This window comes from Rossellomorea sp. y25, assembly GCF_038049935.1.
In the GTDB taxonomy this organism is placed as follows: Bacteria; Bacillota; Bacilli; order Bacillales; family Bacillaceae_B; genus Rossellomorea.
On sequence record NZ_CP145886.1, the window covers coordinates 2,933,874 to 2,957,343 of the forward strand.

General features: G+C 42.1%; 25 protein-coding genes. All 25 read right to left on the bottom strand.

Translation table 11 applies throughout. The features are described from left to right. Window positions 1-105: 105 nt before the first annotated feature. Entirely contained in the window at window positions 106-1,395 is a 1,290-nt protein-coding gene (gene spoIVB / locus AAEM60_RS14840; protein ID WP_341356579.1) for a SpoIVB peptidase, read from the bottom strand. 125 nt (window positions 1,396-1,520) lie between these two features. Beyond that, complete coding sequence (gene recN, locus AAEM60_RS14845; protein ID WP_299738286.1) at window positions 1,521-3,230, bottom strand: DNA repair protein RecN; 1,710 nt, start codon at window positions 3,228-3,230, stop codon at window positions 1,521-1,523. 124 nt (window positions 3,231-3,354) lie between these two features. Beyond that, window positions 3,355-3,804, bottom strand: a complete 450-nt coding sequence (gene argR / locus AAEM60_RS14850; protein WP_044340153.1) for a transcriptional regulator ArgR — start codon at window positions 3,802-3,804, stop codon at window positions 3,355-3,357. A gap of 534 nt (window positions 3,805-4,338) precedes the next feature. Then, on the bottom strand, window positions 4,339-5,172 hold the full coding sequence (locus tag AAEM60_RS14855; protein ID WP_341358004.1) for a TlyA family RNA methyltransferase: 834 nt from the start codon (window positions 5,170-5,172) through the stop codon (window positions 4,339-4,341). 2 nt (window positions 5,173-5,174) lie between these two features. Continuing rightward, window positions 5,175-7,067: a 1-deoxy-D-xylulose-5-phosphate synthase gene (gene dxs, locus AAEM60_RS14860; RefSeq protein WP_341356580.1), complete on the bottom strand. Its 1,893-nt coding sequence runs from the start codon at window positions 7,065-7,067 to the stop codon at window positions 5,175-5,177. A gap of 21 nt (window positions 7,068-7,088) precedes the next feature. Then, window positions 7,089-7,712 carry a hypothetical protein gene (locus AAEM60_RS14865; RefSeq protein WP_299738291.1) on the bottom strand — a complete coding sequence of 208 codons (624 nt, stop codon included), beginning with the start codon at window positions 7,710-7,712 and terminating at the stop codon, window positions 7,089-7,091. Window positions 7,713-8,415: 703 nt separating this feature from the next. After that, a complete protein-coding gene (locus AAEM60_RS14870) occupies window positions 8,416-9,288 on the bottom strand; it encodes a polyprenyl synthetase family protein (RefSeq protein ID WP_341358005.1) in 873 nt (290 codons plus the stop codon). A 21-nt stretch (window positions 9,289-9,309) separates the two neighbouring features. Further along, window positions 9,310-9,543, bottom strand: coding sequence for an exodeoxyribonuclease VII small subunit (gene xseB / locus AAEM60_RS14875; protein ID WP_299738293.1), 234 nt, complete (start codon window positions 9,541-9,543; stop codon window positions 9,310-9,312). Continuing rightward, complete coding sequence (gene xseA, locus AAEM60_RS14880; protein WP_299738295.1) at window positions 9,530-10,897, bottom strand: exodeoxyribonuclease VII large subunit; 1,368 nt, start codon at window positions 10,895-10,897, stop codon at window positions 9,530-9,532. Before xseA ends, xseB begins: the two co-directional genes overlap by 14 nt. Before the next feature lie 118 nt (window positions 10,898-11,015). Beyond that, complete coding sequence (gene folD / locus AAEM60_RS14885; RefSeq protein WP_299738297.1) at window positions 11,016-11,882, bottom strand: bifunctional methylenetetrahydrofolate dehydrogenase/methenyltetrahydrofolate cyclohydrolase FolD; 867 nt, start codon at window positions 11,880-11,882, stop codon at window positions 11,016-11,018. A gap of 22 nt (window positions 11,883-11,904) precedes the next feature. Continuing rightward, complete coding sequence (gene nusB / locus AAEM60_RS14890; RefSeq protein ID WP_299738299.1) at window positions 11,905-12,291, bottom strand: transcription antitermination factor NusB; 387 nt, start codon at window positions 12,289-12,291, stop codon at window positions 11,905-11,907. A gap of 452 nt (window positions 12,292-12,743) precedes the next feature. Next, a complete protein-coding gene (locus tag AAEM60_RS14895; protein WP_034758025.1) occupies window positions 12,744-13,154 on the bottom strand; it encodes an Asp23/Gls24 family envelope stress response protein in 411 nt (136 codons plus the stop codon). Between the two features lie 23 nt (window positions 13,155-13,177). Continuing rightward, window positions 13,178-14,530, bottom strand: a complete 1,353-nt coding sequence (accC, locus tag AAEM60_RS14900; protein WP_299738302.1) for an acetyl-CoA carboxylase biotin carboxylase subunit — start codon at window positions 14,528-14,530, stop codon at window positions 13,178-13,180. Between the two features lie 15 nt (window positions 14,531-14,545). Beyond that, complete coding sequence (gene accB / locus AAEM60_RS14905; RefSeq protein WP_341356581.1) at window positions 14,546-15,055, bottom strand: acetyl-CoA carboxylase biotin carboxyl carrier protein; 510 nt, start codon at window positions 15,053-15,055, stop codon at window positions 14,546-14,548. Between the two features lie 717 nt (window positions 15,056-15,772). Further along, window positions 15,773-16,321, bottom strand: a complete 549-nt coding sequence (locus AAEM60_RS14910) for a SpoIIIAH-like family protein (RefSeq protein WP_299738306.1) — start codon at window positions 16,319-16,321, stop codon at window positions 15,773-15,775. A 14-nt stretch (window positions 16,322-16,335) separates the two neighbouring features. Then, entirely contained in the window at window positions 16,336-16,989 is a 654-nt protein-coding gene (gene spoIIIAG / locus AAEM60_RS14915) for a stage III sporulation protein AG (RefSeq protein ID WP_299738308.1), read from the bottom strand. Further along, window positions 16,979-17,602, bottom strand: a complete 624-nt coding sequence (spoIIIAF, locus tag AAEM60_RS14920) for a stage III sporulation protein AF (protein ID WP_299738310.1) — start codon at window positions 17,600-17,602, stop codon at window positions 16,979-16,981. The genes spoIIIAG and spoIIIAF overlap by 11 nt, the downstream gene beginning before the upstream one ends. Window positions 17,603-17,620: 18 nt before the next feature. Continuing rightward, window positions 17,621-18,820, bottom strand: a complete 1,200-nt coding sequence (gene spoIIIAE / locus AAEM60_RS14925; RefSeq protein WP_299738312.1) for a stage III sporulation protein AE — start codon at window positions 18,818-18,820, stop codon at window positions 17,621-17,623. Between the two features lie 25 nt (window positions 18,821-18,845). Next, window positions 18,846-19,238 carry a stage III sporulation protein AD gene (spoIIIAD, locus tag AAEM60_RS14930; protein WP_172655798.1) on the bottom strand — a complete coding sequence of 131 codons (393 nt, stop codon included), beginning with the start codon at window positions 19,236-19,238 and terminating at the stop codon, window positions 18,846-18,848. A 14-nt stretch (window positions 19,239-19,252) separates the two neighbouring features. Further along, window positions 19,253-19,459, bottom strand: a complete 207-nt coding sequence (gene spoIIIAC, locus AAEM60_RS14935) for a stage III sporulation protein AC (protein WP_034758004.1) — start codon at window positions 19,457-19,459, stop codon at window positions 19,253-19,255. Window positions 19,460-19,531: 72 nt separating this feature from the next. Next, entirely contained in the window at window positions 19,532-20,047 is a 516-nt protein-coding gene (gene spoIIIAB, locus AAEM60_RS14940; protein ID WP_299738323.1) for a stage III sporulation protein SpoIIIAB, read from the bottom strand. Next, window positions 20,048-20,971, bottom strand: a complete 924-nt coding sequence (gene spoIIIAA / locus AAEM60_RS14945) for a stage III sporulation protein AA (protein WP_341356582.1) — start codon at window positions 20,969-20,971, stop codon at window positions 20,048-20,050. It abuts the gene before it with no gap. Window positions 20,972-21,305: 334 nt separating this feature from the next. Then, window positions 21,306-21,863: an elongation factor P gene (gene efp / locus AAEM60_RS14950; RefSeq protein ID WP_034757996.1), complete on the bottom strand. Its 558-nt coding sequence runs from the start codon at window positions 21,861-21,863 to the stop codon at window positions 21,306-21,308. A gap of 39 nt (window positions 21,864-21,902) precedes the next feature. Further along, the gene (locus tag AAEM60_RS14955) at window positions 21,903-22,967 is read right to left on the bottom strand and encodes an aminopeptidase P family protein (RefSeq protein ID WP_299738329.1); all 1,065 of its coding nucleotides are present in this window, start codon (window positions 22,965-22,967) and stop codon (window positions 21,903-21,905) included. Continuing rightward, entirely contained in the window at window positions 22,957-23,415 is a 459-nt protein-coding gene (gene aroQ, locus AAEM60_RS14960) for a type II 3-dehydroquinate dehydratase (protein ID WP_299738331.1), read from the bottom strand. The genes AAEM60_RS14955 and aroQ overlap by 11 nt, the downstream gene beginning before the upstream one ends. Window positions 23,416-23,470 lie beyond the last annotated feature (55 nt).

Genomic DNA, 23,470 nt, shown 5'->3' on the forward strand with positions numbered 1-23,470 from the left:
ACCTCGTTTTGGCAAACTGTCCTGAGTGAAAACATTCATTTTACACGAAAAAAAAGAACCCTTATAAGCACCCACGATCGGGACTTTAGTAAGGGTTTTCCACTTTTAGCTTGCTCGGTCATGATTTTTCTTGTAAATATCGATTCCAGCTTCACTGAGCATCCATTCAATGTGTACACCATACCCGCTTGTCGGATCGTTTACAAATACATGTGTGACAGCCCCGATGACTTTTCCGTTTTGAATGATGGGACTTCCACTCATGCCTTGGACGATTCCACCTGTTTTCTCCAACAGCTTGGGATCTGTCACTTTTAAAACCATCCCTTTTGTTGCCGGATATTTCTGAGGAATGGTACTGACAATTTCAATATCGTACATTTCTACATCTTTCCCATCTACCACAGTCAATATCTGGGCAGGTCCTTCTTTTACTTGGTGGGAAAGAGCGATGGACATCGGTTTATCCATCAGGTCGTTATCAATGGTTTGGTTTAATTCTCCAAAAATCCCGAATGGACTGTTTCGGGTTATGTTCCCGATTACGTTTCGATCAGAAGAAAAACGGGCTAATTTCTCACCAGGTTTTCCGTCCTTTCCTTTTTGAATGGACGTTACTTCTGAATGAACGATTTCTCCGTTTTCAACCACAATCGGTTTTTTTGTATCCATGTCTGAAATGACATGTCCCAGTGCCCCATATTTCTTGGACTTCGGATCGAAGAACGTCATTGTGCCGATTCCAGCTGCAGAATCACGAATATACAAGCCTAATTTGTAGTTATTTTCCCCTTTTTCTTTTAACGGAAGCAATTGAGTTTTTACGGTCTCTTGTTCACGCTTAATCACAACGTCTAAAGATTTGGATTCTTCTCCTGCTTTCTGAACAAAAGGAGCAACATCCGCAAGCTCTTCAATTTTCGTTCCATTTATTTCTGTTATCATATCTCCCACTTGTATTCCCGCTTTTTCGCCGGGGGACATCTTACCAGCCTCTGTTTCAACTAAATGGTGACCTACCACCAACACCCCGACAGTATTTAATTTCACCCCGATGGATTGACCACCCGGGATCACCTTGAAATCTTTCAGCACTTCTACATCGACTTTTTTTATGGGTAAACCAGCTAATTCAAAGACAACTTCATCCTTACCTACAGAACTTCCTTGAATCGAGAGCTTACCTTCCTCTTCTTTAAATTGAACATGTTGATTATCAGAAGAACCCATCGTTGTAACGGATGTAGCCTTAGGGAGAGCAACTTGATCCCCTTCCATTACCCTTACAGAGTTCGGTGTATTGATAAATTGTTGAACCGGTTTGTAAAAACCAATAAGACAAAGCGAAACAAGGAGAATTCCACCTATACATTTTCTTAACCAATCTAAACTCAATATATTCACTCTCCTCGCTTCTAATCCACACACACTAACTATTGGCTACAGTTTTAATTTTGCCTTTATAAGCCACATTTATAACTGGTAATCATGAAAAAAAGCTACCCCAATTGGATAGCTTTTCATGTTTCTTTTATGGATCCTGCTAATTGCAACAATTCCTTTGCGTGTTCCAATGTTAAATCTGTAATTTCCACTCCTGAAATCATCCTGGAGATTTCTTTGATCTTTTCCTTCTCTCGAAGACGTTTAACCATTGTACTCGTTCTGCCGCCTGAAAGTTTTTTCGAAATAAACAAGTGACAATCTGCCATTGCAGCTACTTGCGGTAAGTGAGATATACACATCACCTGGGAATGAATGGCGACCTGATAAATTTTTTCAGCGATCGCCTGTGCGACTCTTCCACTTACTCCTGTATCGACCTCATCAAAAATGATGGAGGTAATTCCCTGGTGCTTTGAAAAGATCGTCTTCATAGCTAACATAATGCGGGAAAGCTCCCCACCTGAAGCAACTTTGGATAACGGCTTTAAAGGCTCCCCTGGATTGGTGGATATGTAAAACTCCACTGTGTCCCAACCATCCTTTTTAAAATGCTGAAAGGAAAACGATTCATTTTCTCCACTTTTCACAAAGCGAACTTCAAATTTCGTTTTATCCATATAAAGTTGCTTTAGCTGCTCATGAATACTTGCAGTTAATTTTTTCGCCCACTGCTTTCTTGTCTGCGACAGATTTTTCGCCTCTAATGATAAATCTTTCTCGAGTGATTGTAATTTGCTTTGTAAATGTTCCACATGTGAATCTTTGTTCATGATGGTTTCAATTTCTTCTTCGATCTTTGAACTATATGCCAGAATTTCTTCTACAGAAGAACCATACTTTCTCTTTAAACCGTTAATCTCATTCAGTCTCGCCTCAATGAGATCCAAACGGTTTGGTTCAAATTCCAGCTGATCTAACTCTCCCCTTACTTGGTGAGCAGCGTCTTCAAGCATATAAAAAGCATTCGAAACAGATTCCAGAGTCTTTTCATATTGAGAATCCACTTCTGCAGCTGTCTCGAGATGACTCATAGCAAGTCCAGTCCAGTCAAGCCCTTTTCTCTCACCTTGAATGCTGTCATAGGACGTCTGCAACGCCTCAAAAAGCTTTTCAAAGTTCATAAGCTTCCTTTTCTCTTCCTGCAGCTCATCATCTTCATTTAATTGCAGGTTTGCATCATGAATTTCTTTCAGCTGAAACTGAATCAGATCCAAACGATGCGCCATCTCCTGCTCGTTCTCATTGAGCCTGTTAAGCTGCTTATAAATGGAAAGGTACTCTTTATATACTTCCCCGTAACTCGAGAGACCAGAAGCAATCTCTTTCCCTCCAAATTGATCCAGTAAGGAAAGATGCAGGCTTTCATTCATCAGTTCTTGATGCTCATGCTGTCCATGTATATCAATAAGTGAAGCCCCGATTTCCCTCATAATCGCAATCGTCACGAGCTTACCATTGATTCTGCAAACACTTTTTCCACTGCTCGAGATATCCCGTCGAAGAATGATCATTCCTTCTTCGATCTCTATCCCGAAGCTCGCTGCTTTAAGAAAGCAAGGATGAGTTTCATTATCAAGAATAAATAACCCTTCAATTTCAGCCTTTTTCTCCCCATGCCGCACGTATTCTGAGGATCCTCTTCCACCAACCAGTAAATGAATGGCATCAATGATAATCGACTTACCTGCACCAGTCTCACCTGATAAAACGGTCAGACCTTCTTCAAAGGAAAGAGAGAGGGATTCGATTATGGCGAAATTTTTGATTGATAGTTCTTGTAGCAAAACATTCACCTCAAATAAAAAGGAACTTTTCCCTCAAACAATTTAAAAGAAAAGCTTCCTATTGGATTTTGTATGAAGGGCTGCCTTACATACAGCCCATTAATTTTATTTTTGATTCTGCAATTTAAAGCATATCTAAAAAACGTTCTGAAACAATCTTCGTCTCTTCTTCAGTGCGGCAGATGATCAAACATGTGTCATCTCCACAAATCGTCCCTAAAATCTCTTCCCAGTCCAAGTTATCAATTAAAGCACCGATCGCATTAGCATTACCAGGTAGAGTCTTCATGACCAGCATATGCCCGGCTTGGTCCACTTTGACAAACGCATCCGTCAGGGTACGCTTAAGTTTTTGCAGGGGATTAAAGCGCTGATCAGCAGGCAAACTATATTTGTATCTCCCATCCATCAACGGCACTTTAACTAAATGCAATTCTTTAATATCCCTCGACACGGTAGCCTGGGTCACATTAAATCCTGCATTTTTAAGGCTTTCCACTAACTCATCCTGTGTTTCCACATCTCTATTCGTAATGATTTCTCTTATTTTAATATGTCTTTGCCCTTTGTTCATCATAGAACATACACCTCTTACATTTGATTAAAACCTGTATAAATATACCTCTACGCTTATGTTAGCCTATTTTGTATGGAAGTACAATAAAAAAGAAAAGCGGAAGGGGCTCGTTCTGGGGCGACTAGCATAAGGCGAGTAAACCTGAAAGGCGTTTTTTGCCTTTTTGGGTTACTTGACTTATGACCTCGAGCCCCAAGCCCCTGAAGCTAGACAATGAAAAGCGGAGGCGCACAGTTAGGCCCGACAAGCATATTTCGGAATTTTTCAAGTGAAGTTATTTGCTATTTACCCCATTTCAGTTGCAGATAGGGGTAATTTCAACAAAATGAGGTAAAAAATCGATCAATTGCTGCTCAGGAGGGGTTAAACATACATCAATTTAGAATGATACCATTTATTATTTTCAATTTCCCCATTTTATTTTCAAAACTAAACCACTTATTTTCAAAAATAGAATTTTATTTTCAAAACCATCCCGTTTGCCATAGACACATAAAAAAAGCCACTCTTCCAAGAAGAGCAGCCCATTCCTTATTGTGTATTCGCTTTTAACTGATGATGAGCTTCCTCAATAACCTCATCCGGCGTAGTGGTTAAGAAAGATTCCCCTTCACTAGCATCCCCGGACCATTTCAGATGAATCAGAAATTCGATATTCCCATCTCCTCCCGTAATAGGAGAATAAGACAAACCGGCGATATGATAGCCTTCTTTGGTAGCCAGTGTCATAATCTTCTCGATCACCATCTTATGGACGGCCGGGTCCCTTACTATTCCTTTTTTCCCTACTTGGTTCTTACCTGCTTCGAACTGCGGCTTGATTAAAGCGATACAATCTCCACCAGGCACTAACAGTGTTTTTAAGACAGGTAAGATAAGAGAAAGAGAAATAAAAGACACATCAATGGATGCGAAACTCGGCATTTCTCCTTGTAAATCGGTTGGGGTGACGTAGCGGAAGTTGGTTCTTTCCATCACGACGACCCTCTCATCCTGTCTAAGCTTCCAGGCAAGCTGATTGTACCCTACATCAAGGGCATAGGACATCTTTGCCCCGTTTTGCAGAGCACAATCGGTAAATCCTCCCGTAGACGCCCCGATATCAATCATCACTTTATCCTTTACGTCTACATCAAACACTTGTAAAGCTTTTTCCAGCTTTAAGCCACCACGGCTCACATAGGGAATCACTTTCCCCTTGATCGTAAGGGGGATATTTTCACTTACTTTTTCTCCGGCCTTGTCCAATCTCATTTCATTGGAATAAACAAGCCCCGCCATGACAGCCCGTTTAGCTTTTTCTCTTGTTTCAATTAATCCTCGTTCTACCAGAAGTACGTCTACACGTTGTTTTTTTACTTTCATCATTAAGCCCTTTTTTGTTTTTTTGGTGTGATCGTTAAAATGCGATCCACTACGTTTTCTTTGGTCATGCCGATTTCGTTCAATAGTTCCTTCACGCTTCCATGCTCGATGAAGTAATCAGGAATACCGATGCGGTCAATCACGGCGTCATGGAAGCCTTGTTCCTGTGCAAACTCAAGAACACCACTTCCAAAGCCGCCTTGAAGCACAGCCTCTTCGATTGTCAACACAGGCATTTCTTCTTCCAGGATACTTTTGAGCATTTTCTCGTCCATCGGTTTGATGAACCGTGCGTTTACAACCCGAACGGAAAGTCCCTGCTTTTCAAGGTCAGCAGCCGCTTCCATTGCCATCGGGATGGTGGTGCCAAAGGTCAAGATCGCCGCATCCGTTCCTTGTTTCAAGATTTCCCATGTTCCTATCGGAATCGTGTTAAGCTCTGGATCCATCGGCACTCCATATCCATTCCCACGAGGATAACGTAACGCAATTGGTCCATCATTATACTGAAGAGCCGTATTGACAAGATGTTGGCCCTCGTTCTCGTCCTTCGGCATCATAATCACCATATTCGGTAGATGCCTTAAAAAGGCGATATCAAATACACCCTGATGCGTTTCACCATCGGCACCGACTAAGCCGGCACGGTCAATCCCGATGAAAACATTTAAATTTTGTCGGCAAATATCGTGAACCACTTGGTCGTACGCTCTTTGAAGGAATGTTGAATAAATGGCCAGGAATGGCTTCATATCCTGGGTAGCAAGACCCGCTGCAACAGTAGTGGCATGCTGCTCGGCAATCCCTACATCAAACATTCGATCGGGGAATTCTTCAGCAAATCCAAGCAGTTTGGACCCTACCGGCATGGCTGGAGTGATCGCGACAATTCGTTCGTCCTCACGAGCGACCTTTCTGACGGTCTCACTTACAAGCCCACTCCAGGAAGGTGGTGCATTTATAGGTTTAATCAGGTCTCCTGTGTCAATCTTGTATGGACCTGTACCATGCCATGTGCCCTGCTTGTCTGATTCAGCAGGATGAAACCCTTTACCTTTTTTCGTTATAACGTGTAAAAGAACGGGTCCTTTTGTTTTCTTCGCATACTGAATGTTCTCAGATAGATCATTATAATCGTGGCCATCGATTGGCCCAAGATAGGTAAATCCTAATTCTTCAAAGAACATACCTGAAACAAATAAATACTTTAAGCTGTCTTTCACCCGCTCTGCAGTACTTGCCAGTTTGCCTCCGACAGCAGGGATTCGTTTAAGGATATATTCCATTTCATCCTTCACCCAGTTGTACTTACCGGCAGTGCGCAATCGGCCAAGAACACTGTGAAGGGCTCCTACGTTAGGGGCAATGGACATTTCATTATCATTTAGAACGACGATCATATCTTTCTTTTCATGACCAATGTGGTTGAGTGCCTCGAGTGCCATACCGCCCGTTAAGGCACCATCCCCGATCACAGGGATGATGAATGAATCTTCTTTTTTGACATCCCTGGCGATTGCCATACCCATGGCTGCGGATAGTGAAGTAGAGCTATGACCCGTTTCCCATACATCATGCTCGCTTTCATTGCGTTTAGGGAAACCGCATAACCCTTTGTATTGTCGCAATGTATCAAACTGACAGGCACGGCCAGTCAAGATCTTATGTACATACGACTGATGACCAACATCCCAAATGATTTTATCTTTGGGACTTGAGAAATGCTTATGAAGGGCAACTGTTAATTCGACCACCCCTAAGTTTGGACCAATATGACCGCCAGTCTTAGATAAATTCTTTATTAAGAAATGGCGAATCTCTTGACTGAGCTCTTCTAATTGTTCATTTGACATCTTTTTAAGAAAAGAAGGCTCCTTTATTGATAATAAATCCATGGGGTCCACTCACTTTCATCACTAAATATTTTGTTTCGCACGCTTGTAACGTTTTTTCTTGCTTTTATCTTTTTTATCTTTAATCAATGTGATGTGAAATCGATCTTCAAAAAATTGTAGAACTTTACCAACTCTAAATATTATATCCTTAGAATAGGTGATAGCAAACGTTTTTCCAAGCGCTTTGCCTCCTACGGTTAGGGATGCAATGATACTTGTCAATGTTACACTTACAATATATTCTCTCAAAGAGCCTCCTTCAAGCTGAAAAGAGACGGCAAGTTGAATGATGACAATCGCTGACGCAGTACCACTTATTATCCCTGAAATGTCACCGATTACGTCATTACAAAAGCTTGCAAACCGATCGGCGTTCCGAACGATTTTGATCGAGTATCGTGCACCGTAAACTTTTTTAGCCGCCATGGCATGAAAGGGTGTTTCATCAGCAGCCGTTGCAGCAATTCCCAGCATATCAAAGAAGATCCCGATAAAGACGATGATTAACACAACAACCAGTCCTGTATACCACGCGACTCCATTTAAAACCATATTGGATGTAACTGAAAAAATAGCCGCTAACACAAATGTGATAACGGCAATGCTGACACTCCACTTTATTGAGTTTTTCATTGTTTCATTCATTATCGTTTAAACACACCGTTTCTATTGTGTAAATATCATCTATACTATGTAATTGGATGGTCATATAAAGAGTAAAAATTGCAGCTTAGGTCCAGTAGGTTTTCCCAATCAGGTACCGGATGTTGCCATACCGGCGGTTTCCCTTTAAACCCGACTTAGCCGCGTCACCACAAGCTAGACTGGATTACCACTTAGTCCGCACTATAATCCTCTTTATATGTCCAATTATGAACAGTCTAGGAGTTTTCCTCAACAGTCCTTAACGCAATCCTTAGCCTCTTTTGCAAAGAGGATTTCATATGGGCGAAAAAGCACATATCAATGGCCAACTGATGTGTACCTTGTAACCATAATCCCCTCACTCTTCACTCAAGGCAGGCTACGCTGCTAGTGAATCATCACATCGCAGGTTCATACTTTGTCCTTATTGCATATGCTTATGCCAGCATAAGAAACAAAGCCTCCGCGGCTTGAGGGTCAACGCCCACATGCCATTGTGGATCGCCCTCAAGCCTTACTCCCAGATATGACCCAAAGCTGGGCGCCTCAAGCCAATTCCAGGAACTTCATCGATGTGCCCTTTAGTGGATTTTTAGGCCCACCTTCAGGATTGGTGGACTGACTAGAATACTGCACCACCCAAAATTTTATTATAAACGTATTATAACATATGTTAAATAATTTGCTCAAACATAGAATGGTTTTAATGATTCCGGGCAACGATTAATTGGGCAATTTCGGAAAGGAGACTGGAATCAATTGTCATTTGATCGAGTGAGGATAACGCTTCTTTCAAGTGGAATTGAAGCTTTTCCTTCGCTCCTCCTATCGTTAAGAGACTTGGATATGTACTCTTACGTTTGGATTCGTCGCTCCCCACTGGCTTTCCAATAATTTCTTCGGAGCCCTCAATATCAAGAATGTCATCCTGGATTTGAAAGGCAAGGCCAATATGATAAGCAAATTGCTCAAGTAATTGCAGCTGCTCTTCCGGCGCCTCAGAGATGATCCCGCCTGCTAATACACTAAACATCAGTAACTTACCTGTTTTATGCTCATGAATGCTTTCGAGTTCTCTAACAGTAAGCTTCTTATTTTCCCCTTCAATATCCGCTACTTGTCCCCCAACCATGCCTTCGGGTCCCGCACACTTTGCTAAAAGACCGATGAGCCTGATCTTGTTATCATTTGTAAGGCCCTTGTCCTCTGCAACCAGTTGAAAACTGTAGGTTAGCAAACCGTCGCCGGCTAAAATCGCCATCGCTTCCCCAAACATTTTATGATTGGTCGGCTTCCCTCTTCTCAAATCGTCATCATCCATGGAAGGAAGGTCGTCATGAATCAAGGAATAGGTATGAATCATTTCGAGGGCAGAAGCAGTGTTCAACCCGAGTAATGGGTCCTTGTTAAAAGCTTTGATCGTTGCCAAAAGGAGGATGGGACGAATTCTCTTTCCTCCTGCTTGCAAAGAATAGATGATTGCTCTTTTCAAGTTAGAGGGCATGGAAAGGCTGTCTACAGTCTCGACCATATGATTGGTAATCAATTCTCCATGCTGTTGTTGAAATTCTTTCAGATCAACGAGAGGATTCACCCTTTATTCCTCCTTATCCAGATCGAAGGCTTTTTCCCCTTCATCTGTCATCATTTTCGTTAATTGGTTTTCTGCTTTTTGCAACGTATCATGACAGTATTTCGAAAGATCCATTCCTTTTTGATAGAACTCTAACGCTTTCTCCAAAGGAACTTCTCCCTCTTCTAATTTCTCAACAATTTCTTCCAGTTGTTCCATAGCTGTTTCAAATGATAGTTCTTCTTTAGACTTTGCCATTATTTTCACGCTCCTCAACGGATTCAACTTCGCAATGTATTTTTCCATCCCTGACATTTATCTCGAGACGGTCACCAGCTTTGACTTGCCTGGATGATTTGATCAATGTATCATCATCCTGATAAACCAGGCTGTATCCCCTGTCCATGATCTTTAAAGGACTGAGGGCATGCAAGGTAGACAGGGAAGAACTGAAACGATTGTTCTTTTCTTTCAGTACCTGCTTAAATTGCTTTTCTACCCTCGACTTCATAAATAAGACTCTCTCGTGTTGAATGGTAATGAGTTGTGAAGGATGCACACGTTGAAGTCTTGAGTGAAGCCGGGTTAATTGGTCACGGTTTTGTCTCACATGCAAGCTTATGCTTTTCTGAAGCTGGTCGGTCAGACGGTCGACGGTTTCAATTTTTTGTTGATACAGATTACGCGGATTTCTTAAAGCGTAGGACTTAGTTAAACTATTTAAACGGCTGCGCTCACTTTGAAGCTTAGTCTTGAACGCTTTGATCAGTCGTAATTTCCGATTCATGATTCTTTCCAGCAAATCATCAATGTGGGGGACCGCTAATTCTCCCGCAGCTGTTGGTGTAGGGGCTCTTAGGTCGGCTACAAAGTCAGCGATCGTAAAGTCTGTTTCATGTCCGACAGCAGAAATAACTGGAACGATTGACTCAACGACGGCTTTGGCCACGATCTCTTCGTTAAACGCCCATAATTCTTCAATCGAACCACCGCCACGGCCGATAATCACTACATCTATATCTCCCTGATCGTTTACCTTTCTTATTGCTCCGGCAATTGATCCTGCCGCTTGCTCCCCTTGAACCAAAGCAGGAAAAACGAGGATTTCTCCAATGGGATATCTTCTTTTGATGGTTGTGATAATGTCTCTGATCGCAGCACCTGTAGGGGAGGTAACAACGGCGATTCGCTTTGGAAACTTAGGAATCATCCGTTTTCGGCTTTGATCAAAATAACCTGCTTTTTCGAGCTTTTCTTTCAGTTGCTCATAGGCCAGATATAGCTCACCGATTCCGTCAGGCTGCATTTCTTTTACATAAATCTGATATTGACCACCCGATTCATAGACAGAGACATCCCCCCGAATCAACACATTCATCCCATTTTCAGGTCTGAATTTCATGGATTGGTTATTACTTGAAAACATGACAGACAAGATACGGGCTTTTTCGTCTTTTAAGGTAAAGTACATATGGCCGCTTGAATGTCTTTTGAAATTAGAGATTTCCCCCCGTACGAATAGATTGGATAAATGGGGATCCCTATCGAATTTGCGTTTTATGTATTTTGTCAGAGCTTGTACCGTTAAATAACGTGATTGATCAAGTTCCATGCTCAAGAGACTCCTTTGTTTCTTGCAATTTGTAAAGGCTTTTATATGTAGGAATACGGAAAGGGACCAGCGATTTGCTGTCCCTTTCCGTTTTATGTTACCTATAGTGTACTATTTTTTAGCGGTTTTGGCGATTCCGAGCGGCCCATTCTGCAGATTTCACTGTATTGTACAGTAACATCGCAATGGTCATAGGACCGACACCACCAGGAACAGGTGTGATTTTCCCAGCCTTTTCCTTCACTTCTGAAAAATTCACATCTCCACAAAGTCCGCCGTTTTCATCACGGTTCATTCCGACGTCAATGACGACGGCTCCAGACTTAATATCTTCTGCGCCGATTAAATTCGCCTTTCCTACTGCAGATACGATAATATCAGCTTGCTTTGTGTATGATGACATATTCTTTGTCTTCGAATGACAATACGTAACCGTCGCATTACGATTCAAGAATAAGTGGCCTGCCGGCTTTCCAACAATGTTACTTCTTCCTAAAATCACGACGTGTTTACCTTCTACTGAGATGTTTTCATATTCAAGCATCTTCATGATTCCAAGCGGCGTACAGGAATAGAAGGTATCTTGATTTGTGACCATTTTCCCGATCGAAACGGGATGAAATCCGTCCACATCTTTAGATGGAGAAATCTTTTCAATCACGGTTATTGGATCAATATGCTCAGGGAGAGGCAGTTGAACTAGAATTCCATGGATATGGCTCTGTTCATTTAACTCTTCTATTTTATTCAGCAGTTCGTCTTGAGTCAAACTGGATTCATATTGATAGAGCTCTGAATGAATGCCAAGATTACTGCACGCTTTTCTCTTCATTTTGACATATGAATGAGAAGCATGGTTATCCCCTACCAGGATAACAGCCAAGCCTGGAGTGATACCCTTTTTCTCCAGCTCCCCGATCTGACTTTTTAATTGTTCACGATAATGACCTGCAATGAGTTTGCCATCAATTATAGAAGCTGTCATTCCACTCGCCCCCCTAACATTGTTAAGATTGACTTACCTTTGAAAGAACACCATTGATAAACTTGCTGGATTGATCATCTCCAAAGATCTTTGCAATTTCAACCGCTTCGTTAATGACTACTTTATTCGGAACATCTTCCACAAACAGCAGTTCATACACTCCTAAACGCAGAATATTACGATCTACTTTTGCCAATCGGTCAAATGACCATTTCTCAAGGTTTTCACGAATGTGCCCATCGATACGTTCCTGATTCTCGATAAACCCGAGAACAATCTGTTGAAGATAGGCATCCATCTTCTCCTCTTCCTCCAGCACATTGGTTAATGCAACATCCGGCTCAATCCCACTCATATCTATTTGAAATAACGCTTGTAAGGCTTTTTCACGAGCAACTCTTCTCTTCATCTTATATTTACTCCTTTTAATCCATCAATTTTCATACCTTTGATAATAGCACAAACTAAGGGCAATACGCACGTCTATGTAAAAAAATCAATATTCTGACAGAAAAGCGGAGGGGCTTTGCCCAGAGGCGACAAGCATAAGACGAACCTGTCAGAAAGGCGTTCTTTGCCTTTTTGGCAGGTTTGGCTTATGACCTCGAGCCTCTAAGCCCCGGAGCTGGACAATCGAAAAGCGGAGGGGCTTTGCTGGCCCCCATCAGAAGAATCCGGACGAAATTTCAATAATTCCAGCCGTTTTGATGAAAAATCCGGCCGAAACCTTTAGGAATCCAGCCATTCCAGGTAATAATCCGGCCGATTTACGCAATAATCCAGCCGTTTTACAAAAAAAACCAATCTAAACACAACCCCAGGCACAAAAAAAGAACGGCCCCCTAAAGGACCGTTCCCCCATTACATTTCGTCTTCAATTTCAGCTTCAAACTTTTGATTTTCAAATTGAACGCCTACGATATGAACATTCACTTCGTCTGCTTCAAGAGCAGTCATGTTCAACAGGGCTTGACGAATGTTATCCTGAATTTTCTGGGCAACCGTCGGAATCGCTACGCCGAATTTCATGATGCAGTAGACATCCACGATGATTCCTTCCTCAGCCAGCTCCACTTTTACACCTTTACCGTGGTTTTTCTTTCCGAGACGCTCGACGACACCTGTCGCAAAGTTCCCACGCATTTGTGATACGCCTTCAACTTCTGAAGCGGCGATACCTGCAATTACTTCAATCACTTCAGGTGCGATTTCAATCTTCCCAAGACCGTCTTTACCGTGAGACATTTGTAAAAGGTTTTGATTTTCCGCCATTTAAGGCACCTCCTGAATTCACACTAGGATTTCATTACTTCATATTTCTCTAAGAATTTCGTATTAAATTCTCCACCAACAAAGGTTTCATGTTCTAATAGTTTCAGATGGAACGGAATGGTTGTGTGTATACCTTCAACGACAAATTCACTTAGAGCGCGTTTCATTCTTGAAATGGCCTCTTCACGTGTCGCTCCATAGGTAATCACTTTGGCAATCATACTATCGTAATATGGAGGGATCATATATCCAGGATATGCGGCTGAGTCGATTCTTACGCCAATCCCGCCTGGTGGAAGATACATTTCAATCCGGCCCGCTGAAGGCATGAAATTCTTCTCTGGATTCTCTGCATTAATACGGCATTCAATGGCCCAACCAGTGAACGTTACTTCTTCTTGTGTAAGAGAAAGCTTTTCTCCTGATGCCACGAGAATCTGCTCTTTGATCAAATCAACTCCTGTTACCTGTTCTGTTACAGGGTGCTCTACTTGAATACGGGTATTCATTTCCATAAAGTAGAATGTTTGATTAACGTAATCATAGATAAATTCTACCGTGCCGGCACCAGTATAATCAACCGCTTTGGCTGCTTTTACTGCCGCTTCCCCCATTTTAACACGAATTTCTTCTGTTAAAGCAGGTGACGGTGTTTCTTCGATCAGTTTTTGAAGGCGGCGCTGAATCGTACAGTCACGTTCTCCAAGATGGATCACGTTTCCGAAATTATCAGCCAGCACCTGGATTTCCACATGCCTGAAGTCTTCAATGAATTTTTCAATGTAAACACCAGGGTTACCGAATGCAGTCATGGCTTCTTGCTGAGTGATCGTTACTCCTTTAACAAGCTCTTCCTGGCTTTTCGCAACACGGATCCCTTTCCCACCGCCACCAGCAGTAGCTTTAATGATAACGGGATATCCCATGGATTCCGCAAGCTGTACAGCATCTTCTGCATCTTTCACGATCCCTTTTGAGCCGGGCACAATGGGAACACCCGCTTCCCTCATGGTTTCACGAGCCACGTCTTTTGTACCCATCTTCGAGATCGCTTCTGGTGAAGGACCAATGAAGATGATGTTGCAATCGCGGCATAGGTCTGCAAAGTCAGAGTTCTCGGCTAAAAATCCGTAACCTGGGTGAATGGCATCACAATCTGTCAGTTTTGCCACGCTAATGATGTTTGTAAAGTTTAGGTAGCTGTCTTTCGATGCAGTCGGCCCAATACAATACGCTTCATCTGCTAATTGAACATGAAGGGCTTCTTTATCTGCTTCAGAATAAACGGCTACACTTTCGATGCCTAAATCTCGGCATGCACGAATAATACGTACCGCAATTTCTCCTCGATTGGCGATTAATACCTTTTTTATCATATCTATTTCCGCTCCTTATTCAGGTTTGACCAAGAATAACGGCTGTCCATATTCAACTAATTGACCGTCTTTTACTAAGATTTCAGTAATTTCACCTTTTACTTCCGCTTCAATCTCATTAAATAGTTTCATCGCTTCTACGATACATACGACAGAACTTTCATCGACTTTATCCCCCACCTTAACATATGGACCTGCTTCTGGAGAGGAAGATTGATAGAACGTCCCTACCATAGGAGACGTGATTTTATGTAGGTTTGAATCTTCTTTTGCTTGTGGAGCTTCTTTTTCTTCTGTATTTACAGAAGGAGCTGCCTCCTGTACAGGTGCAGGAGCCTGTTGTACCGCTTGAGCTGCAGGTTTCACTTCTTCCACTGCTTGAGTAACTTGCGGCTGCGCAGCTACTGTAACACCATTGCTCTTTTTAAGTTTTATTTTCGAACCCTCATGTTCGTATGTAAACTCATCAACACTAGAATGACTTACAAGTTTGATTATTTCACGAATTTCTTGAATTTTTAACACGGTTGACACCCCTCTTATAGTTTAAAAAATTATGACTAGCTACTAATATCATACGATAATACCTCGTATAAATTCAATATGTGATTCCTACCATTCTGTAAAGCGCATACAACTCTACTCTCTATTCTAGACCTTTTTGGGAAAAAAATAAAATAATAGCAAGGATTTTTTATTTCTCTGTTAAAACGAGTGAATATTTATAAGGTTTGAAGCCAAATGGGGGCAGATAGAGCGGACCTTCCAAGCCTTTTGGACTTCCTTTTTCAAAAAAATGAGCATGGGACAAAACTAAAATGCCACGATGTAAAGCCGAACAATAGAAGTGTAGGTTCTTAATACCGCTAATGATTTCCGTGCAAGACTACGCTTTCCGCGGGTAGCCCGTGAGCCTCCTCGGCAAGCCTGCGGGTAGAAAAGCGGAGGGGCTTCGCTCAGAGGCGGTTGGCATAAGGCGGAGCGGCCTTGAAGGCGTTCTTTGCCTTCATGGACGATCTGCCTTATGACATTTGCCTCTAAGCCCTATAGCTGGACAAGTCTCACATAAGCTACTTTTCCCGCAGGAGTCTTCGTCTTGCACTCCAATCAACCGCTGGAAACAGCTAAAATCAAATGTATCGAAATAAATAATAAACCCGAACAAATCTGCTTCCTAGAAGGTAGATTTGTTCGGGTTTCACTTAGACTAAAACACTTTTGTCCCAGCCTCTTTATTTTACTTTAATTTGTTGGCTGGAACTCTACTGCTACTGGCTTCATCTGGCCCACTTCACTCATCACGAGGCGGATGATCTCATTCGCATCGGCTGTTGAGTGCTCTTTGTCGGACTTCACTGTAATACGGATGTTTTCCCCATTAGCTCTGACTAAGGCATCTTCGTAACCCATTGTTTTGATCATCGTCTCCAACACGGATTCTGTCATGGCTAACTCTCTCAAGTTTTCCATTTCTTCATAGGCTGCACTCTTTTCTTCTGCTGATACATCGGCGTTGGCTACTTTTGCTTCTAATTCTTCACGAAGCTGTTCGCGCTGGTCCAATACTTCAATTCTTAAAGCTTCGAACATTTCATTTCCAGCAGCGTCCGTTACGACTTCCATGTCAGACATGGTTTCTTTACCCTCTTCCTTCGCTTGTTCTTTTCCGTCTTTTTCTTCATAAGCCATATCTGTCACTTGCTGCGTTGGAGAAGTAATGTAGTATACTGATAGCACGATCACAAGACTCAACATCGTTAATAACCAAACCGTTTGTTTTTTAAGTAACATCTATCATTTCCCCCTTATTTTTTGGGCAGGACCGATACCCGGTGACTTGGTACGTCTAATCCACGGGTAACAGCCTCTATGATCCATTTTTTGATTTGTATATTATCGGCGCCTTTTGCTACAACTAGGACACCGCTGACTTTAGGTTTTTTAGTTTCTTTCACAATGGGAACTTCTTTATCTCCATTCCTGATGATGACCATTTCTTCCTCTTGTGATTTATCTTCTATCGATCGTTTTCCACCTTGCTTATCTTCTTCTGAGGTTGTTTGTGACTGTGTGGATTCATTCTTTTCATATACTTTTGACTCTGTTGCCTCTACATTGACAACAACATGTACTTCACTCACCCCGACAATCTGATCCAGGGCTTCTTTTAATTGGTTTTCGTATTGATCTTCGTACCCCCTCATGGAGCCATCCGATTCCTTTTGGTTGGAGCCGAATGTCGCTACCTCTTCCGGTGCTTCTTCGTCTACTGATTTCGAGACCTCTAAGCTACTATCCCTGCTCCAAAGATCACTGATCAGCATGAAGGCGATACCTATTAACAGCACAATGAGAAAGTATTGAAATTTATTCCCTTTTTTTTCCTTTGGTGGTGAATTAGTATTTTCCTTTGATAGCCATTCCTTCAATGCGTTAAGCGGACCTTTATTAAAGTTCATTTGCTTCCCCAGTCCCCCCTTCAACTGTAATGATTATTTTGTCTGGTGTAAGATTCCATTGCTTGGCAAGTAAGGAGGCCATTTGGGACACACTCTCATCAGGCGTTTTCTTTCTCGTTTCATCTCCCGTATCGATCTCCACGTTTTGAACGGTTTCAATCGTGGTGTTTTCTTGTTTGTCTTTTACAACCACTGTCACTTCGGTGATACTATCTGGGATATTCTCTAAGTCGTCAGCTTTGACTACAACTTTCTCAATGACTTTACCGTGTTCATCCATCATCTCCTTTTCAGCTTGTTGTTTCATTTGGACAGCCATCTGTTCTAAAATATATGCACGTTGTGAGGCTTGTATTTCTTTTTTCTTCATTTCTATTAAATTTTCTACTGAATTATTCCGGGAATCTCCATTTATATCAATTGATTCGAGCACCGTATCAAAATCGGTGGCCATCAATTTAAACAATGGTGTCAGGATAATGGTGATCAACAATAAGCCCGTCACGATTTTTGCATACTTTTGCATGTTGGAGCTGGGAAGAAGCATGTCAATGACGGTTGCTAAGAGAACAAAGATTATAATATTTGTAATCCAATCGGTGAGAAATGACATGACGGTACTCCTTCCTCTTTATCGCATCATCATCGTGATATTTCCTGCTGCAATGATGACAGTAAGACTTAAAAAGAACATAAAGGACACAATGGCAAGGGCCGCAAAGACATAAATCACACTTTTGGCAATGATATCGAGACATTCGATCACCGGGCCGCCACCGAGGGGTTGCAGGAGAGCCGCTGCTAATTTATAAATAAACGCAATCATGAGGATCTTGATTGCCGGAAAGGCCGCAATGATCAGAACAATGGCCACACCAGCGATTCCCACCGTGTTCTTTAAAAGAACGGAAGCGCTGATCACTGTATCCGTCGCATCCGTGAACATCCTTCCGATCACAGGGACAAAATTTCCTGTAACAAATTTCGCTGTTCGAATCGTAATCCCATCTGTCACCGCTGCCGTGGCTCCCTGTACGGATATAACACCAAGGAAAACGGTCATAAAGGCTCCTAACAACCCGATGCTCCATGTTCGCAATAACTGGGCCAGCTGCGTCACTTTATAATGAGTGGAAAGTGTACTTACGATACTTAATAACGCCGCCAGAAATAGCAGGGGGAGAACGACATTTTGGATCAACAAACCGCTTGTGTTCATTAAAAAGATAATCACAGGATGAAAAAATGCTGCGGATACAACTCCCCCGGAAGCTGCAATAAGGGCTAACATCAGGGGTATGAGGGCAATGATGAAGTGGATCATGGTGGAGATGGCATCCCGGGTGTAATCAATCGCCACGTGAAAACTATTAAGGGCGATGATGATCAGGACCATGAACACAATGCTGTATGCAACCTTGCTGACACTCCCTCCTTCAAATGCATTCTGCAGGGATTGAAGGAACATACTGAAAATCGTTAGCATAATCAGTGTTCCTAATAGCTTCCCATTCATCACAAGCTCCTGGAAAGCAAACTTGAATATCCCACTGAACCATGCTTTAAAAGAAAATTCTTTTTCTCCTTTTATAAAATCAACCAAACTGCCTTTTTGACTTTCAGGAAGGTAACCACCGTATTGGTCAACGATGCTATTCCAAAAGCCTTTTAATTCTTCAATTCCCAACTGATCTAACTGTTGATCGATCACTTGCTGCTGAATCGTCGAATCGGGAGGATTCTGTTCATCCCCTTCTTCTGCTTGTCCACTAGAGGCTCCAATGAAAAAGATTACGAGTACTATGACGAGTATTCGATATATTTGCAACAATTTTTTCCACCTCTTAACATTTCGCTTATCCAGTTGGGATCATGTTGATAATCGTTTCGATAATCACTGTTAAAATAGGTACCGCCATTGCTAAAATCAAGATTTTCCCTGCAAGCTCCACTTTCGCCGCAAGTGCCCCCTGTCCGGCATCTTTTGTTATGTGAGAAGCAAATTCCGCTATGTAGGCGATGCCGATAATTTTGAGAATGGTCTCTACATACACCATATTCACATTTGCATTCGCAGCAAGCTTCTCGATCATATGAATGATGGAGTAGATTTGATCGATCAGAAATAAAAAAATCGAACATCCAACAAACACAATAAGCAAAAAAGCAAAATTCGGTTTCTGCTCTTTCACGATCAAAGCCAGAAAGGTCGCAACCAGTGCTATACCAACAATTTGAATGATTTCAATCGCGCACGCCCCCTCTATCCTTGATATAAGAAGACAGATTTAATCTTCTGGAACAGGTCATCGACAATCGAGGCCACCATAAACAGAATATAGATGAATCCAAAGAGGGTAACCCACTGTGCATATTCCTTCTTCCCGACCTGATCTAAAATCGTATGCAAAAAGGCCACTACAATCCCCACCCCTGCGATTTTGAAAATAATATCTACATCAATTCCCATAATTGTTTCCCTCCTGGTTTCTATCAGTTGTTCTCGCAAGCGATCGGTAGCTACAATTGTTATGAAGCATCGTTAAAGCAATAGAATGATCAGTAATAAACCCGATAAAAAGCCTAAACTCTTTGTCATCTTTTCATATTTCCTCTGCTTTTCTATCGCCTCTGCTTCTTCTCTTTCCAGGTGTTTTAACGCTAACTGTATATGTTTCTGCTGGGTCATCATGTCGTGCTTTCCCAGGTTTTCTCCGAATTGTTTCAGGATTTCGTATTCACCTGTTTTAAATGCGGTTAATTTCCAAATATCATTCAGGCTTTCTTCCCACGCTTTCTTCACAGAAATCTCCTGCTCCGTCAATTTCTTTGAAAACGTTTCAAAGAACCAAGAAACAGGTTTTTGCAGCTGCCTGGAGATCTTTCTCGATGCTTCATGCAAAGGGGTATGGCTGTAAGTGATTTCTGCTTCCAAGGACTGAAGGGCCACCTTCAACAACCGAAGCTGCCTCGGTCTTTCCGTTAAATATTTAGACGCTTCGAAACCAGCCCATGAAGTAGAAAGCAGGATGAATACGGCACCGATTAGTTTAATCATTTATGTCACACTCACTTTTTTCAGAAGAGATTGACCATGTTCATTCCACACTTCATGAACCTTACCAGGCTCATCCCCTCTCCTTAGTTCAACAAACCGCTCGATGGTCTGAAGATTCACAATGTCCTTGATAACGGGTCTCTTCGCTACTTCCCCAAATGTTGATCCATGAGTCGTCATCACAAGGGTAATACCGGCATTCACGGCTTCCTGGATAGCTTGACCATCTTCGATTCGTCCGATCTCATCCACAATCAGGACATCAGGACTCATGGAGCGGATCAGCATCATCATGCCTTCAGCTTTTGGACATGCATCCAACACATCCACCCTGGGCCCAAACATCAGCTGAGGGATTCCATTTACACAGCCGGCAATTTCTGAGCGTTCATCGACAATCCCAACTTTAAACGGGGGGATCTTTTTTTCCGGGACGCCCGTCGATATCATACGTGCAAGGTCTCTGAGTAATGTGGTTTTCCCTGTTTGAGGAGAGCCGATAATCATCGTATGCTTCCAGCCATTATCATAAACATATGGAAAAATTGATTGAGCTATGCCAAGCTTTTGCCTCGCGATCCGGATGTTAAAGGAAGAAAGATTCCGAATACCTTTCACCACACCACCTTCTAGAATAACCTTGCCGGCAAGGCCGACTCGATGTCCGCCTTCAATCGTGATATAGCCTCTCTTCAGTTCCTCTTCCAATGTATAAAATGAATGCCGGGATAGTTTGTTAATGAGTTGTTCGCTATCTTCCTCGGTAACGGTATAAGAAAGAAAATATGGCTTCCCCCTGGCCGTGACCTCCAACACGCGGTTGGTACGAACTCTAATTTCTTCAATTCGGTCAATAAGATCTTGTGGAAGGCTCAGGACTTTGTCAGAAATAGTGCTGGGTAGTAAGGCTAGAACTTCTTGCATATTAAGTACCTCCTAATCTTGTTCCACTTCGGAATATAGGACGACATAAATGAATTCTTCGTACATGCTTCCCGATAATACAATGTATTCTAGTAAAAAAAGATTATGACAGTAGAGTTGGAAGATATGAGGTGTGGATTGGGAGTTTTTGTTTGGAGAGTTGTAGATGAAAGGGAATGAGGATTCGGAAATTGCCGAAATTTGTTGAATGGCAGATATATCGAAGTGTTGGCAGATAAACCAAAACGGAGGCGGCTTACACCTCCCCTGCCACTAACAAAAAAAAATAAAAAAAGCCCAAACGAGAAAAATCTCGCTCAGGCTTTTTACTCAATCATCCACGTGATACGTAAGATCCGTCAGTTGTATTAATGATCAATGTGTCTCCCTCGTTGACGAAGAACGGTACGTTAACCACCAATCCTGTTTCTACTGTAGCAGGTTTTGAACCCCCGGAAGCTGTGTCGCCTTTGATGCCCGGTTCTGTTTCAGTTACTTTCAATTCAACTGAGTTAGGAAGTTCAACTCCAAGAGTTTCTCCTCCGTACATCATGATGGACACTTCCATGTTTTCTTTCAGGTATTTCAATTCATATTCGATGGAAGAAGCAGGAAGTTCAATTTGATCGTAGCTTTCGTTGTCCATAAATACATGCATGTCACCATTAGCATATAGGTATTGCATTTTACGGTTATCAATTTGAGCTTTTCCTACTTTTTCACCAGCACGGAATGTTTTTTCCTGGATGGCACCAGTGCGCAGGTTACGAAGTTTAGAGCGAACGAATGCTGCTCCTTTACCCGGTTTAACGTGTTGGAAATCAATTACTCGCCAAATCCCGTTGTCGACTTCAATTGTTAAACCTGTTCGAAAATCATTTACTGAAATCATGTTTATTTCCTCCTATTGTCAAGTAGACCTGTGTCGGGACTACAATGGTAGAATGATTAGATCTTTTGTAGAGTGTGTCAGTGTTTCATTGGAATCTTCTGTTATGAGTGTATCATCTTCAATTCGAACACCGCCAATACCTGGAACATAGACTCCTGGTTCAACCGTTACGATCATTCCAGGCTCCAGTACCACATCAGAACGGGAGGACAATCCTGGTCCTTCATGAACTTCAAGGCCGATTCCGTGACCCAGTGAATGTCCGAAATACTCACCATACCCTTTTTCTGTTATGTAATCACGTGCAATCGCATCCGCTTCTTTACCTGTCATACCAGGCTTAATTTTTTCCATGGCAAGAAGCTGTGATTGAAGAACAACATCATAGATCTCTTTCAGTTTCTCACTTGGTTCTCCTACAGATAAGGTACGTGTCATATCAGAGCAATATCCTTTATAGTATGCTCCATAATCCAACGTTACAAAATCACCTTTTTCAATGACTTTATCACTGGCCACCCCATGAGGAAGTGCAGAGCGATTACCTGAAGCAACGATGATGTCAAAAGATGATGAAGTTGCGCCTGCTTTTCTCATGAAGAATTCTAATTCATTGGAAACCTCTAACTCTGTCACACCCGGTTTGATAAAATCTAATATATGCTTAAATGCTGCATCGGCGATATCCGCCGCATCCTTAATTATCTTAAGCTCTTCAGGTGTCTTAATCAAGCGTAACTTTTCTACCAGCCCTGATACCGGTACAAGTTCTGCTTCCAGCACTTCACGATAGCTGTCATACGCACTGAATGTCATGTAGTTCTTCTCGAAGCCCAGTTTCTTGATCCCCAGGTTTTTCACTTGTTTGGCTACTTCCTCATGGATGGGTCCAGTATGCTGGACGATTTCAAAATCGGCAGCCTGCTCGGTTGCTTGCTCGATGTAGCGGAAATCTGTTATGAATAATGCTTTGTCTTTAGAAATCAGAGCAACACCTGATGAACCCGTAAAGTTTGTCATGTACCGACGGTTGTAGGTACTGGTAAGTAAAATCCCGTCAAGTTCGTTTTCTGAAAAAGTCTCTCTTAATCGTTCAATCTTCATTCAATTCCACTCCCTTAATGTTCTTTATGATCGCTTGTAAAGCCAATTCGTAACCAAACAGTCCAAAACCGACGATCTGGCCAACCGTTTCAGCTGCCACGACAGATTGATGTCTGAACGCTTCACGGGCATGGATATTAGATATATGCACTTCCACTACCGGTACTGATACCGAAGCCACTGCATCTCTTATCGCATAGCTGTAATGCGTGAAAGCACCGGGATTCAGGATGATTCCCCCATACCCTTCATCCTCTGCCCTGTGTATGTAATCAATCAGTTCCCCTTCATGGTTCGATTGAGCTGAAAAGAGTTGAAACCCTTCACCTTCTGCTTGTTTCGAAAGCTTTTCCTCAAGTTGTGGCAGGGTGACATGTCCATAAATATCGGGTTCACGTTTCCCGAGCCTATTTAAGTTAGGACCATTTAAAAGCAAGATTTTATTCATATGTAAACTCCTAAAAAAATAGAATGTTCATCATGAACATTCTAACATAAACCTT

Coding starts and splice junctions, on each gene's coding strand:
- folD (WP_299738297.1), bottom strand. CDS start 11,882: ATGACAGCTTCTATAATTGATGGCAAACTCATTGCAGGTCATTATCGT.
- xseB (WP_299738293.1), bottom strand. CDS start 9,543: ATGGCAAAGTCTAAAGAAGAACTATCATTTGAAACAGCTATGGAACAA.
- aroQ (WP_299738331.1), bottom strand. CDS start 23,415: ATGAATAAAATCTTGCTTTTAAATGGTCCTAACTTAAATAGGCTCGGG.
- nusB (WP_299738299.1), bottom strand. CDS start 12,291: ATGAAGAGAAGAGTTGCTCGTGAAAAAGCCTTACAAGCGTTATTTCAA.
- AAEM60_RS14895 (WP_034758025.1), bottom strand. CDS start 13,154: ATGGCGGAAAATCAAAACCTTTTACAAATGTCTCACGGTAAAGACGGT.
- dxs (WP_341356580.1), bottom strand. CDS start 7,067: ATGGATTTATTATCAATAAAGGAGCCTTCTTTTCTTAAAAAGATGTCA.
- spoIIIAA (WP_341356582.1), bottom strand. CDS start 20,971: ATGCAAGAAGTTCTAGCCTTACTACCCAGCACTATTTCTGACAAAGTC.
- spoIIIAF (WP_299738310.1), bottom strand. CDS start 17,602: ATGTCATTTCTCACCGATTGGATTACAAATATTATAATCTTTGTTCTC.
- spoIIIAB (WP_299738323.1), bottom strand. CDS start 20,047: ATGATTAAACTAATCGGTGCCGTATTCATCCTGCTTTCTACTTCATGG.
- AAEM60_RS14865 (WP_299738291.1), bottom strand. CDS start 7,712: ATGAATGAAACAATGAAAAACTCAATAAAGTGGAGTGTCAGCATTGCC.
- xseA (WP_299738295.1), bottom strand. CDS start 10,897: ATGGAACTTGATCAATCACGTTATTTAACGGTACAAGCTCTGACAAAA.
- AAEM60_RS14910 (WP_299738306.1), bottom strand. CDS start 16,321: ATGTTACTTAAAAAACAAACGGTTTGGTTATTAACGATGTTGAGTCTT.
- spoIIIAC (WP_034758004.1), bottom strand. CDS start 19,459: ATGGGAATTGATGTAGATATTATTTTCAAAATCGCAGGGGTGGGGATT.
- accC (WP_299738302.1), bottom strand. CDS start 14,530: ATGATAAAAAAGGTATTAATCGCCAATCGAGGAGAAATTGCGGTACGT.
- argR (WP_044340153.1), bottom strand. CDS start 3,804: ATGAACAAAGGGCAAAGACATATTAAAATAAGAGAAATCATTACGAAT.
- AAEM60_RS14855 (WP_341358004.1), bottom strand. CDS start 5,172: ATGAAAGTAAAAAAACAACGTGTAGACGTACTTCTGGTAGAACGAGGA.
- AAEM60_RS14955 (WP_299738329.1), bottom strand. CDS start 22,967: ATGAAGATTGAACGATTAAGAGAGACTTTTTCAGAAAACGAACTTGAC.
- spoIIIAG (WP_299738308.1), bottom strand. CDS start 16,989: ATGAACTTTAATAAAGGTCCGCTTAACGCATTGAAGGAATGGCTATCA.
- efp (WP_034757996.1), bottom strand. CDS start 21,863: ATGATTTCAGTAAATGATTTTCGAACAGGTTTAACAATTGAAGTCGAC.